The sequence below is a fragment of the Exiguobacterium sp. Leaf187 genome, from assembly GCF_001423925.1.
GTDB lineage: Bacteria > Bacillota > Bacilli > Exiguobacteriales > Exiguobacteriaceae > Exiguobacterium_A > Exiguobacterium_A indicum.
In genome coordinates this window covers 104,643-126,181 of sequence record NZ_LMPR01000008.1, presented here as the reverse complement: position 1 = coordinate 126,181, position 21,539 = coordinate 104,643, and the positions used below count along the sequence as shown (strand labels likewise).

The following is a 21,539-nucleotide window of genomic DNA, read 5'->3' as shown; positions in this document are numbered from 1 at the left end:
TACCCGGTCGGGCGTCCTCTTTTTGCGTTTTAAAAGACTAGTCCTGTTCAAAACGGGAATAGTCGAACAGAGGTGATGAGAAGATGATTTATGATACACAAGAAGCGCGACAAATCGATGAGTGGGCACGGACATCCGGACTGCCACTTGAAGTGCTGATGGAACGAGCTGGAAGTCACATCGCAACACGTATCAAAGAGCGTCATAGGAAGACGGAGCGAATCTTGATTTTATGTGGGACAGGCAATAACGGTGGGGATGGGTATGTCATTGGACGCGAATTGATACGCGACGGATTTGATGTCACACTACATGCACCATTTGGAGAAAATCGTTCGGATACATCCATCGTTCATGTTCATTATGCAGAAGCGTTTGGACTCGTGACCGAACAACCGTGTGGTCAATATGATGTCATTCTAGATGCCTTATATGGAACGGGATTTGATCCAAAGCGGATGAATCAGGTGTTCGAAGCGCAATGTGAATTCGTATCGGAACAAAAGCGACAAGGGGCACGTATCTATGCAGTGGATGTACCGAGCGGAGTACCGACGGATCATGCAACGGAATTTAAGGAGACAGCGATTCGCGCAGACGTGACATTCCAATTACATGCAATGAAACGATCTGCCTTTTTAATACGAACAGCACCGTTTTATGGCGAATTAGAAACGATTGATATCGGATTACCGACATTCGGTGAATGGCGCGTATCACCTAAGGGTGTGACCGCCTTGTTCAAGCGGGAACCATACGGTCATAAAGGAACGTACGGGACGGCGCTATTGATTGGTGGAAGTGAGACGATGCCGGGTTCCATCCAACTCGCTACACGGGCAGCCTTACGAACAGGAGTCGGTAAACTACAAGTGGCAACGACGGCACTTGCGAAACATGGAATCATCGCCCAAGCGCCGGAAGCGATGGTCATTGATCAGACGTTACTAGCAATTCAGGAGATGATTCCCTCCGTCTCAGCAGTTGGAATCGGTCCCGGATTATCGCAAGAGGCAGTCGAAACATGGGTGGACTATCTGCTTGAGAGTGATTTGCCGGTTGTACTAGATGCTGCAGCTCTAGTAAAAGAAAGTTATCCCGAACGAACCGCGCCAATCATCGTCACACCGCATATCGGTGAATTCGCCCGAATGACGAATCAGAGTGTCGAAAGTATTCAAGATGATCTTTTTGGTCAGGCAACCGACTATGCCATCTTGCATCAAGTAACTGTCGTTTTGAAGTCTCATGTCATCTTAATCGCGAAACCAGATGGAGGCGGATTCGTCGTCTCTGGTGCATCAAGTGGTCTCGCCAAAGGAGGAAGTGGGGATACGCTGTTTGGCATATTAACCAGCCTTCTTGCACAACATCCAACAGGAGATATCGAAAGAACACTAGCGCAAGGAGCGGAGTGGTATGCACGTGCTTCAAAACAAGTTGAACGACGGTTACATCCCAGTAGTTTGTTAGCAACGGATGTCATCGAAGAGTTAGGACGACTTGAGTTATAGAACACTGGATGTGAGAGAAAAGTCTTCCGCAGCAAGTATAAGGGAAGACTTTTCTTTTTAGGGAATAATTGCCACATTCTATATGACAGGAGTATCATCAAGCGATGTCGAAACCTATATACGGAAAATCTACTGGAAAGGAGGGGGATACATGGAGGACATTGTCCGGAAACAACAATGGTGGATTGGAAACTTTGCTCTTTTCATGATGCTTGTTGGTGCTCTAATCATTTATACGACGACGGAAGAGACAATCAAGAATGCATATTTGAGTCGTTCTGTCATTATTTCATTTTTAGTCATCATGGGAATTTTTATTTTTTATATCAGTCGTCGTAAGATGGAAATCGTTTTGCAAACGCACTTATTGTCCTTGATGTTGCTCGTCGTTCCGATTACATCGATTAGCTTTTTACCTTACGCGGCAGTTACCGTTTGGGCAAGTAGCTTTTTGTTTTTGATGATCGCTTTAATCTCCTATCAACGCATCATGATGTGGTACGCCATCATTGTTACCATCGCAACTAGTTTGTACGTCATGGGGAATGTCGATACCGTAACGGTGGAAATTGATCCGACCGACCATTATGGGCGGATTGGTATGATTGTGATTGGCGTATCGATTGCACTTGTCATCAATCACTTGCATATTCGCAATTTAAATCGTTTGAATGACCTTGCGATACAATTACACGATACGGCGCGACGTGATGAAGAAACAGGTGTCTTGAATCGCCAAGGATTAAACGAAATTGATTTTCCAAGATCCGAACAACAGCTCATTTTTGTCGGGATTCATTTAGAAAACTACTATGAGCTGGCACGTTATTTTGGAGAAGATATTCAGTTACAAGTACTACGCGCCTGTATCGAGCGACTCAAGAGACAACTACCTCCTTATCAAGCGTTTGCTCGGATTGAAGCAGGGACGTTATTGATTGTCATGGAAAAGCCGGACGAGGTGGCATGTAAGGAAGCGATGGAAGAATTGAGCCAAGAAATTTCCGTACCATACGAAATCGAGGGGCATCATGTCTATGTCAACATATCCATCGTCATTGATAATGGCGATGGGGCGACCGACAATCGAAAGCGTCGGGTGCAGCAATTATTGACTGCCTTACAAGAAGCAGCGCAACAAAACGAACGTGTGATGTGTATTGACCAAGAATGGCGTAAGGATCAAGAATTACGAGTCAAAGCAGCACAATCGTTAGCACAGGCTAATATTGAAACGGATTTTCACCTCGTCTATCAACTGCAATACGATGTTCGATCAGAGCAATTCATCGGTCTCGAAGCATTGGTTCGATGGAAGACCCCGCTACAGGGAGCCGATCGACCATCCGTGTTCATCCCGATTGCTGAAAAAAGTGACTTGATCATTCGTCTAGGTGAGTGGATCTTTGAGGAAGGATGTAAGACGCGTAAAGCATTGGTCGGTCTGGTTCCGGATGAGTTTACGCTGTCAGTCAATGTATCACCACGACAGTTGACGAGTGAGTCGTTCATGCCATTCATTGAACGAACGTTACTCAAGTATGCATTAAAGCCGCAACAGATTAAGATTGAGATTACGGAAAGTCAGTCGCTCGATTTTGAGAGTCAGTCGATTCATCGAGCGCTCAAGCGCATCAAAACGCTTGATTTCCCAGTTTCGCTTGATGATTTCGGTACTGGTCATGCGTCTTATCACGTCCTCGAACGTTTATTACCGTTACGTCAATTAAAGATTCCGAAGCAATTCATTGAACAAATTGGAGCATCGGAGAAACGACAATCGATTCTTGAGTCGATTTTTCAATTGAGTGAGTCGATGCATGTCGAATGTATCGTTGAAGGAGTAGAGACAGGAGAGGAAGTACGCATTGCCAAAGAAATCGGGATTCATTTGTTCCAAGGCTATTTCTTCGCTAAACCCGTACCACTCGAAGAAATCATCTGTCTGCTACAAAAAACGAATGAAGGAACGATTCATTAATCAAAAAAAGCCACTTCAGTCCGAATTTTTCGGAGAGAAGTGGCTTTTTCATACAATACTTATGATTGGTACAGTCGATATTGATTTCGACCTTGCGTTTTTGCCTCATATAAAGCGGCATCTGCTTGCTTAAAGACCATTTCAGCAGGCTGATGATGAGCGTAAGCAATTCCAGCGGATACGGTGATTGATACGGCATGATCCTGCATCACGAACGGTGTTTGCTGAACGGCTGTTACGATCGTTTCCGCTATGATAACAGGAGAGTATTGTTCGCTATCCGGAATGATGATGATGAATTCTTCGCCTCCATATCGACCGACCGTGACTGGTACAGGACAATATTCATTCAATATAATCGAAAAATGGCGTAAGACGGCGTCACCGATGGCGTGACCGTGTGTATCGTTCACAGTCTTGAAATGATCCAAATCGAATAGAATCACACTCCAAGAGGCGTTACTTTTTTCGAGCGTCGTTACTTTTTCTAAAATGACATGTCGATTCGCAAGCCGTGTCAATTGATCGGTCGATGCGAGGTAGGATTGATAGGAGTACAGAACAAAGTGCTGTTGAAGGAGCGAGGATAACCGATAAAACAAAATCGCTCCACCAATCGTTAGGATAAAATAGGGAATATAGATCGTTTCCCATGCATCGACAGGAGAATTGCTAATGATCAGTCGCCAAAGAACAAGTAATGAACCGACCGTGACGATGGCGGAAAAGAAGTACCCTTGTCGTGTGATAAATCGGCGACAAATAAACGAAAGAATTAAAAAACCAAGTAGTGTGATGACAGAACTAAGTAGAACATTCAGTGAAGCGCCGTCATGAATCAAGAACCGATAAAATAGAAGCATCGTTCCTGTCACTGCGATACTGACATTACCGCCAAATAGGGCGGATAAAGCGAGAGGTAACAATCGTAAATCGATCAGTGCCCCATTTAAATCGATGGCGTGGTGCATAAGGAGAATTCCTGTTACTCCATTCGCGAGTCCGAAATACAGGCGAGTGGACATCATCGAGTCCGGGTGAATCGGTAAGCGATCACGCAACAGATAAAAAGTGAATGTAGAGACAAGAAAGATAATACAGATATTGACGAAAAAGATATTCACTGTCGTAAGCATCATGAAACCCTTTCTATTAGAAAATCTAAATCTAATGCCATTGTATGCTATCTCATCGGATAATGGCATAGAAAATGGAAAAAACAGCCTAATCGGCTGTTTTAACGAATTGGTGCAAATTTTTGAATCTCTTGAACGGCCTCATTCCAGGAAGCGACACGAATGACATTATTCGGTACGGCTTTACGGTTATAAGGTGCATCGAACAAGATTACAGGAATAGAGGTGTCTTCTGCGATTTGTACAGCATTCTCTAATCGATCTTCCATGAATAAATCGAGTGATAAATCACGGACGACTTGTACTTTGTCGTGTGATCCCGTCATGATCAAGGAATCAAGAGGAAGTTCGTGTTGTTTGATCCACTCTTCTGTTACAGGACGAACGAGCTCCGATCGTGCTGTTACGTAATGGAGATCATATTGCTTCCGCAAATTCCATAAGTGATGACGAACATGTTCTTGAGGGATGGATTCACGATAAATGCCTGTCTCGTGACCAGAGTTCACCATGTAGTCCCAAAATTCGATTTGATTCATATCGGTATACGTATGCAATTCATACTCGGACGCCTGATTGAAGTCAATCGACGTTCCGAGATGTTTATTCATGTAAGTGAAGCAAGAGGATGGATGTGTGATCGTTCCATCAATGTCGATTCCAATTTTCATTTACAGTCACCCACGTTCTAAAAATTTTTCTTCACTTAGTATAACATAGTCGAAATCGAGATAGGAAAAAAGACTCCTCGCGAGGGAGGAGTCTTCCACTTATGCGTGATTTGCTTTTTCGGCTTCTTTTTCAGCCTGTTTTTCGAGAACGATTGCATCAATCTCTTTCTTCAATTCTTCGACCATCGTTGCTTCCGGTACTTTACGGATGATTTCTCCGTGACGGAACAATAATCCTTCGTTGCGTGCGCCAGCGATACCGATATCAGCTTCACGTGCTTCACCAGGACCGTTGACCGCACATCCGAGAACCGCGACTTTGATGTTCGCTTGGATGTTTTCGATATAGTCTTCGATTTCTGCAGCGATCGACATCAAATCGATTTCGATCCGACCACATGTTGGGCATGAGATCAATGTCGCCGCATTCGCCGCGAGACCAAATGATTTCAAGACTTCTTTTGCGACTTTTACTTCTTCGACAGGATCCGCTGAAAGAGATACACGAACCGTGTTTCCGATTCCGCGTGACAAGATCGCGCCAAGTCCCGCTGCTGATTTTAATGAACCAGAGCGAAGTGGACCAGATTCCGTGATCCCGACGTGAAGTGGATAGTCGAACGATTCAGAAGCAAGTTGATACGCTTCAAGCGCCAACTGTACGTCTGATGCCTTAAGCGAGACGATGATGTCATGGAAGTCGAGATCTTCGAGGATCTTAATGTGGTGCAACGCACTCTCGACCATACCACGTGCTGTCGGGTAGCCGTATTTTTCAAGAATGTGCTTTTCAAGTGAACCGGCGTTTACCCCGATCCGGATTGGGATGTTTTTCGCTTTGGCTGCTGTCACGACGGCTTCGACCTTTTCGCGGCGACCGATGTTACCCGGGTTGATCCGGATTTTATCGACGCCAGCTTCGATTGCCATGAGCGCAAGTTTATAGTTGAAGTGGATGTCTACGACAAGCGGAATGTTGATTCGGCTTTTGATTTCTGCAAGTGCGAGCGCATCACGTTCTTCTGGACAAGCGACGCGGACGATTTGGCAACCAGCTTCTTCAAGACGTAGAATTTCAGCGACTGTCGCTTCGACGTCGTGTGTTTTAGTTGTCGTCATACTTTGGATGATGACTTCATTATTTCCACCAATGACAAGGTCCCCTACACGAACAGGACGAGTCTTAGAGCGATGGACCATTTTCGGCATATCGAAAATCTCCTTTTGTGGCATACCGCCATATTGTTTATGTTTACCCTTCCTATCATATCGAACTATTCCCTAAAAATCGAGAAACAAGAACGAAAATCGAACATTTACAATTGTTTAATGAAAGAAGGACGTCCGTCAATCCGTCGGACGCCTGATTTTGATACTCATTGAGGTTTGCGTGAAGCGCGTGGCTTCGCGGAACGGGCAATCCATAATGGAACTAATGTGTAGACGAGGTGTCCGATTACGAGTATCCCGATTCCGAAGCGAGGATAATCGAGTTGGTATAGAAGCATACCGAGTGGGAAAGACCAGAGATTCGTCGCAACTGTGTAAGGAAACGTTTGGCGATACGCCCACGGACGGGGAAGTAACAATCGGACAAATCCCTTCGTTAGATACGCCATAAACAATACGTAAAGTAATACAGCGATTGCGATAAAGATGAAATGAAGGATGAACCAGACGACGATTGGGATGTTTTTTTGTAAAAAGAAGGAATCAATGACCGTCGTCCAAAATGAAATCCAAGCTAATCCACAAAAATAAAGGGAAACATCTGCCAAACGAAGACGCAAAAACGGACGATTTGGAATTAAAGAAGTTTGTAAGTAATTAATTAGTTGACGTAAAAATGACAAGAAAATCACTCTTTCTAATGTTTTATAACAGATTTTATTTATTCGATTTTGATTGGTAATAAAGGTTTTTTGTGTAATGGTACAGATTAATAAAACCTTAACAAACGGATGTCTCAAAAACTATTTACAAGTTCAAAAGACCTTTACATAATGGGGGAGTTGAGAAAATAAACTTTACAAACACATCAATCCACATGAAATAAAGGAGCTGGCAAGATGAACTATGATTTGCAGGAAATGATTTTCACCTTCATCGGTGGACTCGGGATTTTCCTATTCGGTATTAAGTATATGGGAGATGGGCTCCAAAAAACAGCAGGAGACCGATTACGTTATATCCTCGATAAATATACGACGAACCCACTGTTAGGTATCCTAGCAGGTATCGTCGTCACGATTTTGATACAGTCGTCGTCAGGGACGACCGTCATCGTCGTCGGACTCGTTAGTGCAGGTCTGATGAATTTACGACAGGCGATTGGAGTCGTCATGGGGGCTAACATCGGAACAACGATTACGGCCTTCATCATCGGCTTTAACGTCAAGGAAGCTGCGCTTCCAGCAATCGCAATTGGTGCTTTCTTGATCTTCTTCTTCAATAAAGAACGGGTTCAATACATCGGACAGATTTTCTTTGGCTTCGGTGCATTGTTCTATGGTTTGACATTGATGGGCGACGGAATGGCTCCACTTGAGTCAAGTGTCTGGTTCCGTGAGTTGACGGTATCGATGTCGGATAACCCATTGCTTGGTGTATTCGTCGGAACGATCTTTACCGTTCTTGTTCAGTCGTCGTCAGCAACGATCGGTATCTTACAAGAGCTATACGCTGGTGGCATGATCGATATCAAAGCAGCACTTCCCGTCTTGTTCGGTGATAACATCGGAACGACAATCACAGCAGTACTCGCAGCACTTGGTGCGTCGATTGCAGCTAAACGAACAGCAGCAGCACACGTCATCTTCAATATCATCGGAACAGTATTGTTCCTGATTGCATTACCAATCTTCTCAAGCTTCATTACTTGGATCACAGGCGCGCTTGATTTAGGTCCAAAAATGCAAATCGCCTTTGCACATGGAACATTCAACGTCGTCAATACGTTGATTCAGTGTTGGTTCATTGCGCAAATCGCATGGCTTGTACAAAAAATCGTACCGGGTACGGATACGACGATTGATTCAAAACCGCGTCATCTGGATCAAAATATCTTGAACCAATCTTCAGCACTCGCATTAAACCAAGCAAAGCTCGAAGTATTGCGTATGGGTGAATTCTCGAAAGACGCACTTGCAAAAGCACAGCGTTACACACAATCGCATGATAAGAAAGATGTATCGGAATCACAACAGATTGAATATGCGATCAACCATTTAAATACAGAAGTCACGAGTTATCTCGTTAAAGTAGCGGCACATGATTTATCAGAACGTGAATCAAATGAGCACTCGTTACTGATGCATGCCGTCAATGATTTTGAACGGATTGGTGACCACGTTGAAAACATCGTCGAATTGGTTGACTTCCAAATCGTCAACCGGATTCAGTTCACATCATCAGCGAAGCAAGAACTTGATGACATGTACGCTTTGACACAAGAAATCGTCGATTGTGCCGTTCGCGCTGTCGAAGAGGATGATGTCACACGGGCTCGAAAAGTTCTTGAACTCGAAGGTAAACTCGATGCACTCGAACGTTCATTCCGTAAGCATCATGTCCTTCGTGTTAACGCTGGCGAATGTACGGGACAAGCAGGGATGATCTTCGTCGATCTCTTGTCGAACCTCGAACGAATTGGCGATCACGCTGTCAACATCACGGATCTCGTCCTTGAACAGCGGACCGCATTAACGAACTAAGTGAAATACGATTTATCTATGACAGCTGATTTCAAAAAATGAAATCAGCTGTTTATTTTTTTGAAATAGCATATTGACAAGTTTCGCCACATCTCGTAATCTAGTAAGAGTAAGAAACATACATCATGGCGGTGTAGCTCAGCTGGCTAGAGCGTACGGTTCATACCCGTGAGGTCGTGGGTTCGACTCCCTCCGCCGCTACTATTACTTAAGGACCCTTAGCTCAGCTGGTCAGAGCAGACGGCTCATAACCGTCCGGTCGCAGGTTCGAGCCCTGCAGGGTCCATTCAGTAGAACGCTTCTCGTTGAAAAACGAGGAGCGTTTATTTTTGTTCCCCCGGGGAATAGTAAAGATATTGTAATAATATTCATACTATAGTAACTAAGGGAGAGCGAAGAGAGATGGAACGTAACCATACGATGATGCAGTTTTTTGAGTGGCATGTAGAGAATGATGGGAAGCACTGGCAACGCTTGAAAGAGCGGGCGCCTGAATTACGTGCTGCCGGCATCACGTCCGTGTGGATTCCACCGGCGTCAAAAGGTCAATCGGATGAAGATACAGGATATGGCATCTATGACGTCTATGATTTAGGCGAATTTGATCAAAAAGGAACGGTCCGTACGAAATACGGTACGAAAGATGAACTCGTCGAAGCGATCCAGGTTGCTCGTGAGAACGATATCGCTGTTTACGCGGATGTCGTCATGAACCATAAAGCAGCAGCCGATGAACTCGAGACAATCAATGTCGTCGAAGTCCATCCGGAAGATCGTTCGAAAGAAATTTCAGAAGAGTTTGAAATCGAAGCTTGGACGAAGTTTACGTTCCCGGGACGTAACGGAAAATATTCAGATTTCATCTGGACACATGAATTTTTCAATGGAACGGATTTTGATGCTCGTGAAGAAAAGACGGGTGTCTTTAAAATTTCCGGTAAAAATAAAGATTGGAATGATCAAGTCGATGATGAATTCGGAAACTATGACTATTTGATGTTCGCGAACATCGATTATAATCACCCTGAAGTCCGAGAAGAAATGATCCGCTGGGGACATTGGTTCCAAGAAACAATTGATTGCCAAGGTTTCCGACTCGATGCCATCAAACATATCAACTATGAATTCGTTCATGAATTCGCAAAATCAATGATTGAAAAAAGTGAAGGTGACTTCTATATGGTCGGTGAGTTCTGGAAATCAGATCTCGATGATTGTCGTCATTTCCTCGATAGCGTCGACTATACGATCGATTTATTCGATGTTCCGCTTCATTACAAGTTCCATGAAGCTTCGAAGCAGGGGCAAGACTTTGATATGACGACGTTGTTTGCGGATACCCTTGTCGAATCACACCCGACGAATGCCGTCACGTTCGTCGATAATCACGATTCACAACCGGGCGAATCACTGGAGTCGTGGGTGGATGACTGGTTTAAACAACATGCTTACGCGGCGATTTTACTTCGTAAAGATGGTTATCCATGTGTCTTCTACGGTGACTATTATGGTGTGCAAGGACCACATCCGGTAGAAGGAAAAAAAGAAATGATTGATGCCTTACTCTATGCACGGTATCACAAAGCGTATGGTGAACAAGAAGATTATCTCGATGATCCACATTGTGTCGGTTGGGTTCGTCGTGGAGTTGAGGAAATTGAGAACTCCGGCTGTGCGGTCTTATTGTCGAATGCCGATATGTGTGAAAAACGGATGTTTGTCGGTGAAGAACGTGCAGGTCAAGAATGGTTTGACTATACGAACCATCAAGATCACCCTGTTGTGATCGACGATGAAGGATTTGGTGTCTTCCCAGTTCCGGGTGGTGGTGTATCAGTTTTTGCTCCACGAGAAGTCGAGTAAATCCGAGGGTCTTGACTTGCGTCAACACAGGTTCTTTTGCTAGTCTTAAAGGGTATTGAAGTTTTCGAAAATAGTACAAAGGGGGACATGAACATGTCAAAATTTGAATTACCAGAACTCGGCTACGCTTATGATGCGCTTGAGCCACATATCGATGCTCGTACGATGGAGATTCACCACACGAAACACCACAACACGTATGTCACGAACGTGAATGCGGCGCTTGAGGGTACAGAACATGAAGGAAAGTCACTTGAAGAACTTCTTCAAAACTTGGATGCTCTCCCAGCAAACATTCAAACTGCAGTCCGTAACAACGGTGGCGGTCACTGGAACCACTCATTCTTCTGGAAACTGTTGAAGAAGAACGATGGTGCTGCTCCAACAGGGGAACTCGCGGCAGCAATCGACGAAGCATTCGGATCATTCGATGCATTCAAAGATGCATTCGCGAAAGCAGCAACAACTCGTTTTGGTTCAGGTTGGGCTTGGTTAATCGTTGATGGTGGGAAATTGGCAGTCGTTTCGACACCAAACCAAGATACACCAGTCATGGAAGGCAAAACACCAATCCTCGGTCTTGATGTTTGGGAACATGCATACTATCTCAACTACCAAAACCGCCGTCCTGATTACATCAATGCGTTCTTCAACGTCGTTGATTGGGATCACGTAGCGAAGCTTTACGCTGACGCGAAGTAATGTGAAAACGAGCGTATCGTTCAATTGTGAACGATACGCTTTTTTTAATGCGGAAAATGATGGGATAGGTTGTTATGGAAAGTTTCCTTCTATATAATGAAACAAGATGACTTTTGAACGATAGGGGAGTACGCCATGGCTAAACGAATCACCGTACGAGGAAGACGGCGTAATCATCTGCCGCTTCGTCTGAATTTAATGTTCTTCGTCGTTTTTTTATTGTTTGCGATTTTGATTTTCCGTTTAGGAGTCGTGCAAATCGTCAATGGTGAGAAAATTTCGCGGGAAGTTCAAAAAACAGAAATGATCGCATCAAAATATGAAGTGCCACGCGGAAAGATTTATGACCGGGATGGTCGTCTTTTGGTTGATACGATTTCTAAATACTCCATCGTCTACCGTCGCGCACAAACGACGAAAGTCGATGAACGCATTGAGATTGCACAGCGTCTTGCGGCAATCATTGATCTACCGAAAAAAGATTGGAAAGTCACGGAACGGGACATCAAGGATTTTTGGGTGGCGACGAATACAAAAGAATCGGATCGTCGATACCAAGAGGCAGTAAAAAAGAAGTATCCTTCAACAGAAGCACAAAGTAAGCTCTCGATTCCGGAGCAAGATAAAATTCGTTTAGATGCCATCACAAAAGAGGATATCGATTATGATGATCAGACAATGGAAGTCATCGCGATCAAACATAACATGGAAGTTGGTTATGCACTTGATCCGCAGCTCGTCAAACTCGGTGCATCTGCAAAAGAGATGGCGATCATCGATGAAAATCTAGAAGATTTAAAAGGTGTATCGGTGGAACCGTTTTACGAGCGTTCTTATCCATATGAAGGAACACTTCGGAATATCTTTGGGAAGTACTCGAAGATTCCAGCAGAACAACAAGCAGAGTTCAAAGCAAAAGGTTACAGCTTGAATGACCGTGTCGGAACATCATTCCTTGAACAACAGTATGAAGATCTACTGCGTGGGAAACCCGCATACGATGTGTATGAGACGTTTAACGGAGAGCCGGTCGGTGATCCAAAACGCGAGGAAGGCGAGTCTGGTAAAGATCTCGTTTTAACTGTTGATGCAGAGTACAACAAACAAGTCGACAAAATCATGCAACAAGCCATTAAAATGGGGCGTGGCATGGGTAGTCGTTATCTAAAAGAAGGTTACGCCGTCGTCATGAATCCACAGACAGGTGAGATTCTTGCGATGTCTGGTCAAAAGTTGGATCCAGCAACCGGCAAGTTCTCAGATGTCGCAATCAATAACGTCTTGACGTCGCTTCAAATCGGTTCGACGATCAAAGGTGCAACGGTTGCGATGGGACTTGAGGAAGGTGTTATCCGTCAAAACGAAGTCATCAATGATGCTCCGATCACGATTGGTGGTACGAAAAAAGCATCGTACGTCAACATGGGAGCAATCACGGATTTGACGGCACTTGAGCGTTCATCAAACGTTTACATGTTCAATATTGCGATGCGGATGGCGAAATATCCGAGTAATGGTATCGCTGGAGCAAGTGTAGATGCAGCGGCTGCGATCATGCAGAATTACTACAGTCAGTTCGGGCTCGGAGTGACGACCGGTGTCGATTTACCGTACGAAGCAAAAGGTGTTCAAGGGACACCGGACCGTGTCACGCTACTCATGGACCGAGTCATCGGACAGTACGATGCCTTTACACCGCTACAAGTTGCACAGTATATTTCAACACTTGCCAATGGTGGCTATCGTGTTCAACCGCACTTCTTAAAAGAAGTTCTCGCGTCGAATTCGATTGAAAAAGGAACGAAACAAGTGGATTATAGCTTCAAGACGAATTACCTGAATCGGATTGAGGTCAGTCAAGATAACATTGATCATGTCCGCGAAGGATTGCATCGTGTCGTTAAAGGAGAGCGTGGTACAGCAAAAATCATTGCCCAAACCGGTATTGATGCAGCTGCGAAAACAGGTACAGCGCAGGTCAGTGTTTATGGTGATGATGGAATCGCCTTACGTGACGGAAGTGGTCAACCGGTTCGTTCATTGAACTCGAACCTTGTCGGCTGGGCACCGTATGACAATCCAGAGATGGCATGGGCCGTGTTCCTTCCTTATATGGAACAAGAAACCGTCAACTCAAAAATCGGTCATGATCTTGTCAAAGCGTATTTCAATGTGAAGGACGTACCATGGCAAACTAAGCCAAATTAACTAGAAATAAAGCGAGAGTGAGCAATCACTCTCGTTTTTTTGTTTGTATTGACCTTTTTTTCTAATGGATTTCGAATTGTAAACACTAAAAAACACGCCTTTACAATTCTTTTACGTTGGATTCATTTCGTTTTAATAGTTCATCCGTAGTATAAGTCTTGTAAGGAAAACGGATAAAAAGTCGTGACATCGTCAGCGACATACTTTCGAGGAGGAAAATTAATCATGTCTTGGATGAAAAAAACAGCACTCATCACAACGGTAGCATCAATCGCAGTAGTGGGGGCAGGATGTGGTAACGATAAAGGCGGTTCTGCTAGTTCATCTGATTTAAAAGGAAAAATCGCAATCGACGGTTCTTCTACAGTCTTCCCGATCATGGAAGCTGTCGGTGAAGAATATTCGATGGAACAACCTGACGTAGATGTCACAGTCGGTGTCTCTGGTACAGGTGGCGGATTCAAACGCTTCGTCGTTGGGGAAACAGATCTTTCAAACGCATCGCGTGAAATTAAAGAAGAAGAAGCAGCTGAAGCGAAAAAGAACAACATTGAATTCACAAAAATGGCACTCGCATATGACGGTTTGACTGTCGCAGTCAGCAAAGAAAATACATGGGTAAAAGAACTCACAATGGAGCAACTCGAGAAAATCTGGCTCGACCCGAACATCAAGACTTGGAAAGATGTCGATTCTTCTTACCCGGCTGAACCATTGAAATTCTTCAGCCCAGGGAAAGATTCAGGAACATTCGATTTCTTCTCTGAGGAAGTACTTGAGAAAAAAGACATGCGTAAAGATGTTCAATTATCAGAAGACGATAACGTTCTCGTCAAGGGTGTTGAAGGAACGAAAGGCGCAATCGGATACTTCGGTTATGCGTACTACGCTGAGAATAAAGATAAGTTGAAGGAAGTACCACTTTCTGCTGAAGGAAAAGACGCAGTTGATCCAACACCAGAAACGATCAAAGATCTCTCTTATCCACTATCACGTGAAATCTACACGTACATCAATAACAAATCGATGAAAGACAAAAAACAAGTCGCTGACTTCGTTCAGTTCACGAACGAAAACGCTGGTGATCTTGCTGAAGAAGTCGGATATATCAAAATGCCACAAGATCGTTACGATGAAAACGCAAAAGCAATTGAAGACGCAATGAAATAAATCATCGAGTCATGAGGATGGCCCAACCGGGGAAGTCTGTACCGGTTGGGTCCCGTTCTCATGTCAAGAAGGAGTAGGGAGTGAAGAAGGATGAGTTCAACTCAAAACAAATCGGTTCGCGAGCTGATTCAACAGAACCGACAGCAAAAATATAGTATGAAAAACGTCATGGAACGCGTCATGCCGATCGTGTTATTCCTTTGTGCGTTCGTCTCGGTCGTTACGACCATCGGCATCATTCTCACGTTAGTCATTGAAACAGAGCACTTCTTCGAAGTCGTTCCGTTCAAGGAATTCTTCGGCAGTACGAGCTGGTATCCACTCAACTCACAACCAGAGTATGGAATTTGGCCGCTTGTCGTCGGGACGCTTGAGATTACCGTGATTGCGATGCTAGTTGCCGTGCCGATCGGTCTCACATCAGCGATTTATTTAAGTGAGTACGCGTCAGACCGCGCACGCCGTATCTTAAAACCAATTCTTGAAGTGTTAGCAGGTGTTCCAACGATCGTCTTCGGATTCTTCGCGTTGACGTTCGTCACACCAGTACTCGTAAAATTGATTCCAGGTATTCAAATTTACAATGCGCTCAGTCCGGGAATCGTCGTCGGGATCATGATCATTCCAATGATTGCTTCGATTTCTGAGGATGCGATGAGCTCTGTTCCGAAAAAAATTCGTGATGGTGCACTTGCACTCGGTTCGACACGTCTTGAAGTCGCTTTGAAAGTCGTCGTTCCAGCTGCCTTATCAGGTATCATTGCTTCGATCGTACTCGGTATGTCACGTGCAATCGGTGAGACGATGATCGTAACGATCGCTGGTGGTTCGAATCCGACAGCTGCGATCGATCCACTCGAGCCAGTCCAAACGATGACAGCGTATATCGTTCAGGTTGCCTTAGGTGATGCTGGATTTGGAACTGTCGAATATTACAGTATCTATGCGGTTGGTACACTCTTGTTCGTCTTCACATTAGTGATGAACTTACTTGCGAACTGGATCACACGCCGCTTCAGAGAGGAGTACTAAGATGGCCTTACCAGAAAAGCAACCTGTCTCAAAAAAATTCATTGATCCGGTCGCGGTGAAGAAATCCATTAGCCAGCGACTCATCGTCAACAACGTCACAAAAGTCATTTTCCTTGCTGGACTGTTCTTCGGTCTCGTCGTCTTAGGTATTCTCTTGTTCGGCGTCATCCGTGACGGTGCGTCATGGTTATCACTTGAGTTTCTACAAAATGCACCATCACGCCGTTCGGAACGTGCCGGGATTTATCCGGCGTTAATGGGCTCCATCTTCTTGATGCTCCTCATCATCCCGATGATTTTCATCATTGGTGTCGGGGCAGCGATTTACCTAGAAGAGTATGCGAAGAAGAGTCGGATGACTTCATTCATCGAAGTCAACATCTCAAACCTTGCAGGTGTACCATCGATCGTCTTCGGTTTACTTGGTTTGACGTTCTTCGTACGTAACATGGGCTTCGGTTCAACATTGATTGCAGGAGCCTTGACACTCGCGTTGATGAGTCTTCCGGTCGTCATCGTCTCGTCTCAAGAGGCGATCCGTGCCGTTCCACAAGCAATGCGTCATGCATCACTTGCACTCGGTGCGTCAAAATGGCAAACGACGTTTAAAGTCGTTCTTCCGGCATCACTACCAGGTGTCATTACTGGGATCATCTTGGCTGTATCTCGAGCAATTGGTGAGACAGCACCACTCATCATGGTCGGAGCTGCGATTTTCATTGCTCGTGCGCCAGAAAGTATTTTCTCAGAATTCACAGCATTGCCGATTCAAATCTACAACTGGACAAGTCGTCCGCAAGCAGATTTCCAAGGACTTGCAGCTGCGGGAATCATCGTCTTAATGGTCATTCTCTTGACGATGAACTCACTTGCGATCTGGATCCGGAACCGTTTCTCAAAACGTTATTAATCGAACGAGATAGATAGAAGGGATTTCTTTTAAGGAGGAAGACAGATGATGGATACGAAGCTGAATACGAAATCAGTCGTTACAGAAGGGACAGAGCGTATGAACCAACCAGTAGCAGCACGTGAGAGCGTCTATAACGTCAAAGACTTAAACTTATGGTACGGTGACGATCATGCGCTGAAAGATGTCAATCTCGACATTAAGAAAAATGAAGTCACGGCAATCATTGGACCGTCTGGCTGCGGGAAATCGACATTCATCAAAACATTGAATCGAATGGTCGAACTCGTTCCGATCGTACGGACGAATGGTGCAATCGAGTATCACGGACGTAATATCTTTGATAAAGAATACGGTGTCGAAGAATTACGGACATCGGTCGGAATGGTCTTCCAGCAACCGAACCCATTCCCAAAATCAATCTATGACAACATCGCTTATGGTCCTCGTGTCCACGGTGTTAAAAACAAAAAGATCCTCGACGAGATCGTCGAACGCAGTTTACGCCGTGCGGCAATCTGGGATGAAGTCAAAGATCGTTTGAACGAAAATGCCTACGGTCTTTCTGGTGGTCAGCAACAACGTCTTTGTATCGCGCGTTGCCTTGCAATCGAGCCAGATGTCATCTTGATGGATGAGCCGACATCGGCACTTGACCCGATTTCTACATTAAAAGTAGAAGAACTCGTCCAAGAATTGAAATCAGACTACTCGATCATCATCGTGACACACAACATGCAACAGGCTGCACGTGTTTCGGACAAAACAGCGTTCTTCTTGAATGGTGAAGTCGTCGAGTTCGATCAAACAGACCGGATCTTTGGCAATCCGAGTGACAAACGGACGGAAGATTACATTTCAGGACGATTCGGATAAGAAGGGGAGACGAGACGAATGGCAGCGAACCGTACGATTTTTGGAGAAAATCTTGCAATACTCGATCAAAAGGTCTTTTTACTGGCTCGCAAGACGATGCAACAGATCGCAACAACGGCAGAAGCACTCGAAAAATATGATCAAGACATCGCGCGTAGTGTCATCGAAAACGATAATGAACTCGATGATCTTGAACTTGAAATCAACGATGATGCGATTCTCTTAATCGCAAAGCAACAACCCGTTGCGACGGATTTACGACGAATCATCACCGCGATGAAAATTTCGTCGGATCTCGAACGGATTGCAGATTATGCGGGGAATATCTCAAAAGCGGTTCTTCGTGTCGAAACATTCCCGTATGTCATCGATATCTCTTTGTTGAAGGAAGCATTCGAGACATTACTGGATATGACGGAAACTGCGATCGTCGCCTATCGTGACGGAGATGTCGAGAAAGCAAAAGCCTTGTCTGATCTCGATAACGTCATTGATGAGACGACATATAAGGCACTTCGCCAGTACATGCGTCACATGTCACTTCAGCCGATTGTCGTCGATGAAGTCATGCAATTCACGAACATTTGCCGCTACATCGAGCGGATGGGTGATCACTTGACGAACGTCGGGGAGCATCTGATCTATCTCGAAAAAGGAAAACATTATGATTTAAACGGATGAATCAAGTAGGCAGGAGGAATTTCCTCTGCCTACTTTTTTTGTAAAGGGATTCGAAACACGTTTGTAGAATAGGAAAGAAGTGAATAATGACAGAGAGGTGATTGGGAATGCTTGAGCAAATCATTAAATTGAAAGAACAAGGGCTGACAACAAAACAAATCGCAGCTCAATTGGATACGACTGAAGGAAAAATCAAATATGCGTGGACTAAATATCGTAAATCGTTAACAGAACAACCTTTAGTAGCGCCGAAAGTAGAATCAAAAACGGTCAAGCAGACAAAAAAGTCGACTGCACCTGTATTAGACGTCGTACCGTCTGTGCAAGTGGTACCTTCGCTAGAACGTGACGCGTTTGGAATGGCGACACATTACGAGGATGACATCCTCCACGCCATCGTTCAGTCACCGACAGCGTTATACGTCTACTGGGAATTGTCTGAACTGTCGAAACAGTTGCTAGAGACGCACTATCACACGACGTTTGATTCGTTCCGTAAAGAATTACGCATTATTGATGTCACGCTTGTTGAATATGAACAAGGACAGGCAAATCGGACGTATCAATTCGAGCTACCAGAAATGACGAATGCTTGGTTCGTTCGACCAGTCGCCCCGAATACTACATACATCATTGAATGGGGCATTCAAACGATCGACGGGGACTTTGTTCCAGTACTGCGTTCAAAACCAGTCGAAACGCCACGTGACGAGCCAGTTACGGACGGACGGTTCGCGGAAGTCGTGCATCATTGGCAATACGGAGAGGTCGAACAACCGGAATGGGTCGAAGTATTACGTCCTTACTCCTATTTCGATCGCGTCCGATAATGGAATTAGAGAGAGGGGAAGGAAGAGAAGCTATGCGAAAAGGATATTTTTCACTCGTCTTACATGCACATTTACCATATATCCGTCATGAAGAGGCGCATCGTCTAGAAGAACGGTGGATGTATGAAGCGATTTCAGAAACCTACATCCCATTATTGTGGGAGGTCGATCGCTTGTCACGTCCGCTCGGCTGGACGGTCAGCATTTCACCACCCGTCATCGAGATGCTTGCCGACCCATTGATTCAAGAGCGGTATATCGAGCATATCGAGGATACGTTACGTTTGATTCGCCAGGAACTAGAGCGAGAGCTTGCTCAAAAGGAACGAGATGCGCTTCTATTCTATCAAGACCGCTATCAAGATTTATTGAATACGTTCCTTCACTGGGAAAAAGATTTGAACCGCGCATTCCGTCATTACAAGGAGCAAGGTTATCTCGATTTGATTACGTGTACGGCGACGCACGGATTCAGTCCGCACATGTTGTCTGAACAAGCGGCACGTTCTGAAATTCAGACGGGATTGAACTGTTTCGAACGTCATTACGGATTCCGTCCATCTGGTCTTTGGATGCCAGAGTGTGCGTATACACCCGGACTTGATCGTATTTTGTATGAAGAGGGCATTCGTTATACATTCGTTGACGAACATTCAATCTTAAACGCGGATCCGTCACCGAAACACGGAATCGGAGCACCTGTCTATTCGCCGCACGGTGTGGCACTGTTCCCGCGTGATCAAATCATTTCCGGCAAGATTTGGAGCTCTGTCATCGGATACCCGGGTCATCCGGATTACCGCGAGTTTTATCGTGACCTTGCGTACGATCGAGAGTGGGATCAAATCGCTGAGTTCATGCACCCAGAGGGCTTACGTTATGATACAGGATTGAAATTGCATCGTGTAACAGGAGAAACGGATCAAAAAGACTATTACGTTCGTGATTGGGCATGGCAACGGACAAGTGAGCACGCAGCAGACTTCGCACAAGCACTTGGTGAACATTTAGATGCGCATCAAGGACAAGACTTCCCACCGTTCCTTGTCACAGCACCATTTGATGCCGAATTATTCGGTCACTGGTGGTTTGAAGGTCCCGACTTCCTCGGTAAAGCGATGGAACGTTTAGAAGACCAAGGAATTGAGTCGATTTCACCGGCGATCTTCCTCGAACGTCACTTCCAAGACATCGACACGGCCCACGTCGCGATGGGAACATGGGGACGAAAAGGCTACGCGGAAGTCTGGATCAATGAACGGAATGACTGGATGATTCGTCATCTCCATCAGCTTGAGAAGAGACTAGCAGGTGTCGTAGCTCGAAATCGTCATCAAGATGCATTGACTGTCAAAGCGAAGCGTCAACTCATTCGAGAATACCTCCTCGCTGTCTCGAGCGACTGGCCGTTCATCCTTGATGGACAGACGACAGCGCAGTATGCTGCGAATCGTTTCCGGGAGCACATCCTACGTTTTGAAGAAACTGAGCGTCGCCTGGATGCTGAGGAGCTGACGGTGGAATGGTTGGATGATCGATATCGCGAATATCCTTTCCTTCAAGATTCAGATATTGAACCGGATGTCTTCTTGACGGCACATGATTACTACGTGGCAGTGAAACGTGAAAAATCTTGGAATACAGACGCCATCTTATTGTTTGTCCGACAATATGATGCGTCAGACCGGCCAGCTTCGGAGCTCGCTCGACGGCTTGCTGCTGCTGGTGAGAACGTCTATGTCGTCACGGAACATCTGGAAGCGTATCGATTTGAAGAAGGTGTTCACGTTTACGGAGTGCAAGTGACAGGTCTACCGCTCGTTCAGACCTATAACCAACTGGCGGCACTAAATTTAGCCTTCTTACGCCAAGCGCAAGCTTTGAGTAAGATCGTTGATTTCGCAGTCATCCACAACTTCAACATGGAGACCGCATCAGCTGCCCAAGCTATCGCGAAGATCAAAGAGTTGCCACTCGTCAGTAACGTCTACGATGTCGAAAGTGAGCGTTCTCCTGATCGTTCAGGTGGTCTGGTCGTTGCCTTAAAACGACTTGAAGGAGATGCGTTGCGCCAATCAGCGGTTGTTTATCTAGAACGAGAAGAGTCACGTCACGGGGTGGAGCAAGAGTATCACGTCGAAAAGAAGCCACTGCGTTTTGAAGAGAACCTTGAAAAACCATATCAACACGTGACGAATCCGAAAAAGAACGGATGAACAGTTGCAATTCCTTTCCTTTCTTGGTACGATACT

The 21,539-nt window shown here is 45.1% G+C and carries 17 protein-coding genes and 2 tRNA genes; 15 read left to right on the top strand and 4 right to left on the bottom strand.

What is annotated here, in order from left to right; all coding sequences use genetic code 11:
- Positions 1-83: 83 nt before the first annotated feature.
- Both ASF99_RS03025 and ASF99_RS03020 read left to right on the top strand, forming a co-directional pair.
- Positions 84-1,514 carry a bifunctional ADP-dependent NAD(P)H-hydrate dehydratase/NAD(P)H-hydrate epimerase gene (locus tag ASF99_RS03025; RefSeq protein WP_055966901.1) on the top strand — a complete coding sequence of 477 codons (1,431 nt, stop codon included), beginning with the start codon at positions 84-86 and terminating at the stop codon, positions 1,512-1,514.
- Between the two features lie 151 nt (positions 1,515-1,665).
- Positions 1,666-3,495, top strand: coding sequence for a GGDEF domain-containing phosphodiesterase (locus tag ASF99_RS03020; RefSeq protein ID WP_055966898.1), 1,830 nt, complete (start codon positions 1,666-1,668; stop codon positions 3,493-3,495).
- A 59-nt stretch (positions 3,496-3,554) separates the two neighbouring features.
- Here the strand turns inward: ASF99_RS03020 and ASF99_RS03015 are convergent, their stop codons facing one another.
- The 4 genes from ASF99_RS03015 to ASF99_RS03000 form a co-directional block, all read right to left on the bottom strand.
- Positions 3,555-4,634: a GGDEF domain-containing protein gene (locus ASF99_RS03015; protein ID WP_052017187.1), complete on the bottom strand. Its 1,080-nt coding sequence runs from the start codon at positions 4,632-4,634 to the stop codon at positions 3,555-3,557.
- A 98-nt stretch (positions 4,635-4,732) separates the two neighbouring features.
- Positions 4,733-5,302, bottom strand: coding sequence for a 5' nucleotidase, NT5C type (locus ASF99_RS03010; RefSeq protein WP_023467532.1), 570 nt, complete (start codon positions 5,300-5,302; stop codon positions 4,733-4,735).
- Between the two features lie 99 nt (positions 5,303-5,401).
- Positions 5,402-6,511, bottom strand: coding sequence for a flavodoxin-dependent (E)-4-hydroxy-3-methylbut-2-enyl-diphosphate synthase (ispG, locus tag ASF99_RS03005; protein WP_023467533.1), 1,110 nt, complete (start codon positions 6,509-6,511; stop codon positions 5,402-5,404).
- A 167-nt stretch (positions 6,512-6,678) separates the two neighbouring features.
- Positions 6,679-7,164, bottom strand: a complete 486-nt coding sequence (locus tag ASF99_RS03000; protein ID WP_055966894.1) for a hypothetical protein — start codon at positions 7,162-7,164, stop codon at positions 6,679-6,681.
- Positions 7,165-7,371: 207 nt separating this feature from the next.
- Here ASF99_RS03000 and ASF99_RS02995 point away from each other — a divergent pair, with 207 nt between their 5' ends.
- The 13 genes from ASF99_RS02995 to ASF99_RS02935 all read left to right on the top strand — a co-directional run bounded on the left by ASF99_RS02995 (position 7,372) and on the right by ASF99_RS02935 (position 21,503).
- Positions 7,372-9,015 (top strand): Na/Pi cotransporter family protein, encoded by a 1,644-nt coding sequence (locus ASF99_RS02995; protein ID WP_055966890.1) that lies wholly within the window; start codon positions 7,372-7,374, stop codon positions 9,013-9,015.
- 127 nt (positions 9,016-9,142) lie between these two features.
- Positions 9,143-9,216, top strand: a tRNA-Met gene (locus tag ASF99_RS02990).
- A gap of 11 nt (positions 9,217-9,227) precedes the next feature.
- Positions 9,228-9,301: transfer RNA gene (locus ASF99_RS02985), tRNA-Ile, on the top strand.
- 116 nt (positions 9,302-9,417) lie between these two features.
- Entirely contained in the window at positions 9,418-10,878 is a 1,461-nt protein-coding gene (locus ASF99_RS02980) for an alpha-amylase (RefSeq protein ID WP_023467536.1), read from the top strand.
- A 93-nt stretch (positions 10,879-10,971) separates the two neighbouring features.
- A complete protein-coding gene (locus tag ASF99_RS02975; protein ID WP_016404085.1) occupies positions 10,972-11,580 on the top strand; it encodes a superoxide dismutase in 609 nt (202 codons plus the stop codon).
- A 135-nt stretch (positions 11,581-11,715) separates the two neighbouring features.
- A complete protein-coding gene (locus tag ASF99_RS02970; RefSeq protein ID WP_023467537.1) occupies positions 11,716-13,788 on the top strand; it encodes a peptidoglycan D,D-transpeptidase FtsI family protein in 2,073 nt (690 codons plus the stop codon).
- A gap of 225 nt (positions 13,789-14,013) precedes the next feature.
- Entirely contained in the window at positions 14,014-14,958 is a 945-nt protein-coding gene (locus ASF99_RS02965; protein ID WP_055966887.1) for a PstS family phosphate ABC transporter substrate-binding protein, read from the top strand.
- A 90-nt stretch (positions 14,959-15,048) separates the two neighbouring features.
- Positions 15,049-15,990, top strand: coding sequence for a phosphate ABC transporter permease subunit PstC (pstC, locus tag ASF99_RS02960; RefSeq protein WP_023467539.1), 942 nt, complete (start codon positions 15,049-15,051; stop codon positions 15,988-15,990).
- Position 15,991: 1 nt separating this feature from the next.
- Positions 15,992-16,900, top strand: a complete 909-nt coding sequence (gene pstA / locus ASF99_RS02955) for a phosphate ABC transporter permease PstA (protein WP_023467540.1) — start codon at positions 15,992-15,994, stop codon at positions 16,898-16,900.
- 99 nt (positions 16,901-16,999) lie between these two features.
- Positions 17,000-17,776, top strand: a complete 777-nt coding sequence (gene pstB, locus ASF99_RS02950; RefSeq protein WP_053454494.1) for a phosphate ABC transporter ATP-binding protein PstB — start codon at positions 17,000-17,002, stop codon at positions 17,774-17,776.
- 18 nt (positions 17,777-17,794) lie between these two features.
- Positions 17,795-18,457 (top strand): phosphate signaling complex protein PhoU, encoded by a 663-nt coding sequence (gene phoU, locus ASF99_RS02945; protein ID WP_023467542.1) that lies wholly within the window; start codon positions 17,795-17,797, stop codon positions 18,455-18,457.
- A gap of 107 nt (positions 18,458-18,564) precedes the next feature.
- Positions 18,565-19,287: a DUF4912 domain-containing protein gene (locus tag ASF99_RS02940; RefSeq protein ID WP_035398333.1), complete on the top strand. Its 723-nt coding sequence runs from the start codon at positions 18,565-18,567 to the stop codon at positions 19,285-19,287.
- A 32-nt stretch (positions 19,288-19,319) separates the two neighbouring features.
- Entirely contained in the window at positions 19,320-21,503 is a 2,184-nt protein-coding gene (locus ASF99_RS02935; RefSeq protein ID WP_055966884.1) for a 1,4-alpha-glucan branching protein domain-containing protein, read from the top strand.
- Positions 21,504-21,539: the final 36 nt, after the last annotated feature.

What these genes read in the sequence shown, in the direction of transcription:
- ASF99_RS03025 (WP_055966901.1), top strand. Translation starts at nt 84, where the DNA reads ATGATTTATGATACACAAGAAGCGCGACAAATCGATGAGTGGGCACGG.
- ASF99_RS03020 (WP_055966898.1), top strand. Translation starts at nt 1,666, where the DNA reads ATGGAGGACATTGTCCGGAAACAACAATGGTGGATTGGAAACTTTGCT.
- ASF99_RS03015 (WP_052017187.1), bottom strand. Translation starts at nt 4,634, where the DNA reads ATGATGCTTACGACAGTGAATATCTTTTTCGTCAATATCTGTATTATC.
- ASF99_RS03010 (WP_023467532.1), bottom strand. Translation starts at nt 5,302, where the DNA reads ATGAAAATTGGAATCGACATTGATGGAACGATCACACATCCATCCTCT.
- ispG (WP_023467533.1), bottom strand. Translation starts at nt 6,511, where the DNA reads ATGCCGAAAATGGTCCATCGCTCTAAGACTCGTCCTGTTCGTGTAGGG.
- ASF99_RS02995 (WP_055966890.1), top strand. Translation starts at nt 7,372, where the DNA reads ATGAACTATGATTTGCAGGAAATGATTTTCACCTTCATCGGTGGACTC.
- ASF99_RS02980 (WP_023467536.1), top strand. Translation starts at nt 9,418, where the DNA reads ATGGAACGTAACCATACGATGATGCAGTTTTTTGAGTGGCATGTAGAG.
- ASF99_RS02975 (WP_016404085.1), top strand. Translation starts at nt 10,972, where the DNA reads ATGTCAAAATTTGAATTACCAGAACTCGGCTACGCTTATGATGCGCTT.
- ASF99_RS02970 (WP_023467537.1), top strand. Translation starts at nt 11,716, where the DNA reads ATGGCTAAACGAATCACCGTACGAGGAAGACGGCGTAATCATCTGCCG.
- ASF99_RS02965 (WP_055966887.1), top strand. Translation starts at nt 14,014, where the DNA reads ATGTCTTGGATGAAAAAAACAGCACTCATCACAACGGTAGCATCAATC.
- pstC (WP_023467539.1), top strand. Translation starts at nt 15,049, where the DNA reads ATGAGTTCAACTCAAAACAAATCGGTTCGCGAGCTGATTCAACAGAAC.
- pstA (WP_023467540.1), top strand. Translation starts at nt 15,992, where the DNA reads ATGGCCTTACCAGAAAAGCAACCTGTCTCAAAAAAATTCATTGATCCG.
- pstB (WP_053454494.1), top strand. Translation starts at nt 17,000, where the DNA reads ATGAACCAACCAGTAGCAGCACGTGAGAGCGTCTATAACGTCAAAGAC.
- phoU (WP_023467542.1), top strand. Translation starts at nt 17,795, where the DNA reads ATGGCAGCGAACCGTACGATTTTTGGAGAAAATCTTGCAATACTCGAT.
- ASF99_RS02940 (WP_035398333.1), top strand. Translation starts at nt 18,565, where the DNA reads ATGCTTGAGCAAATCATTAAATTGAAAGAACAAGGGCTGACAACAAAA.
- ASF99_RS02935 (WP_055966884.1), top strand. Translation starts at nt 19,320, where the DNA reads ATGCGAAAAGGATATTTTTCACTCGTCTTACATGCACATTTACCATAT.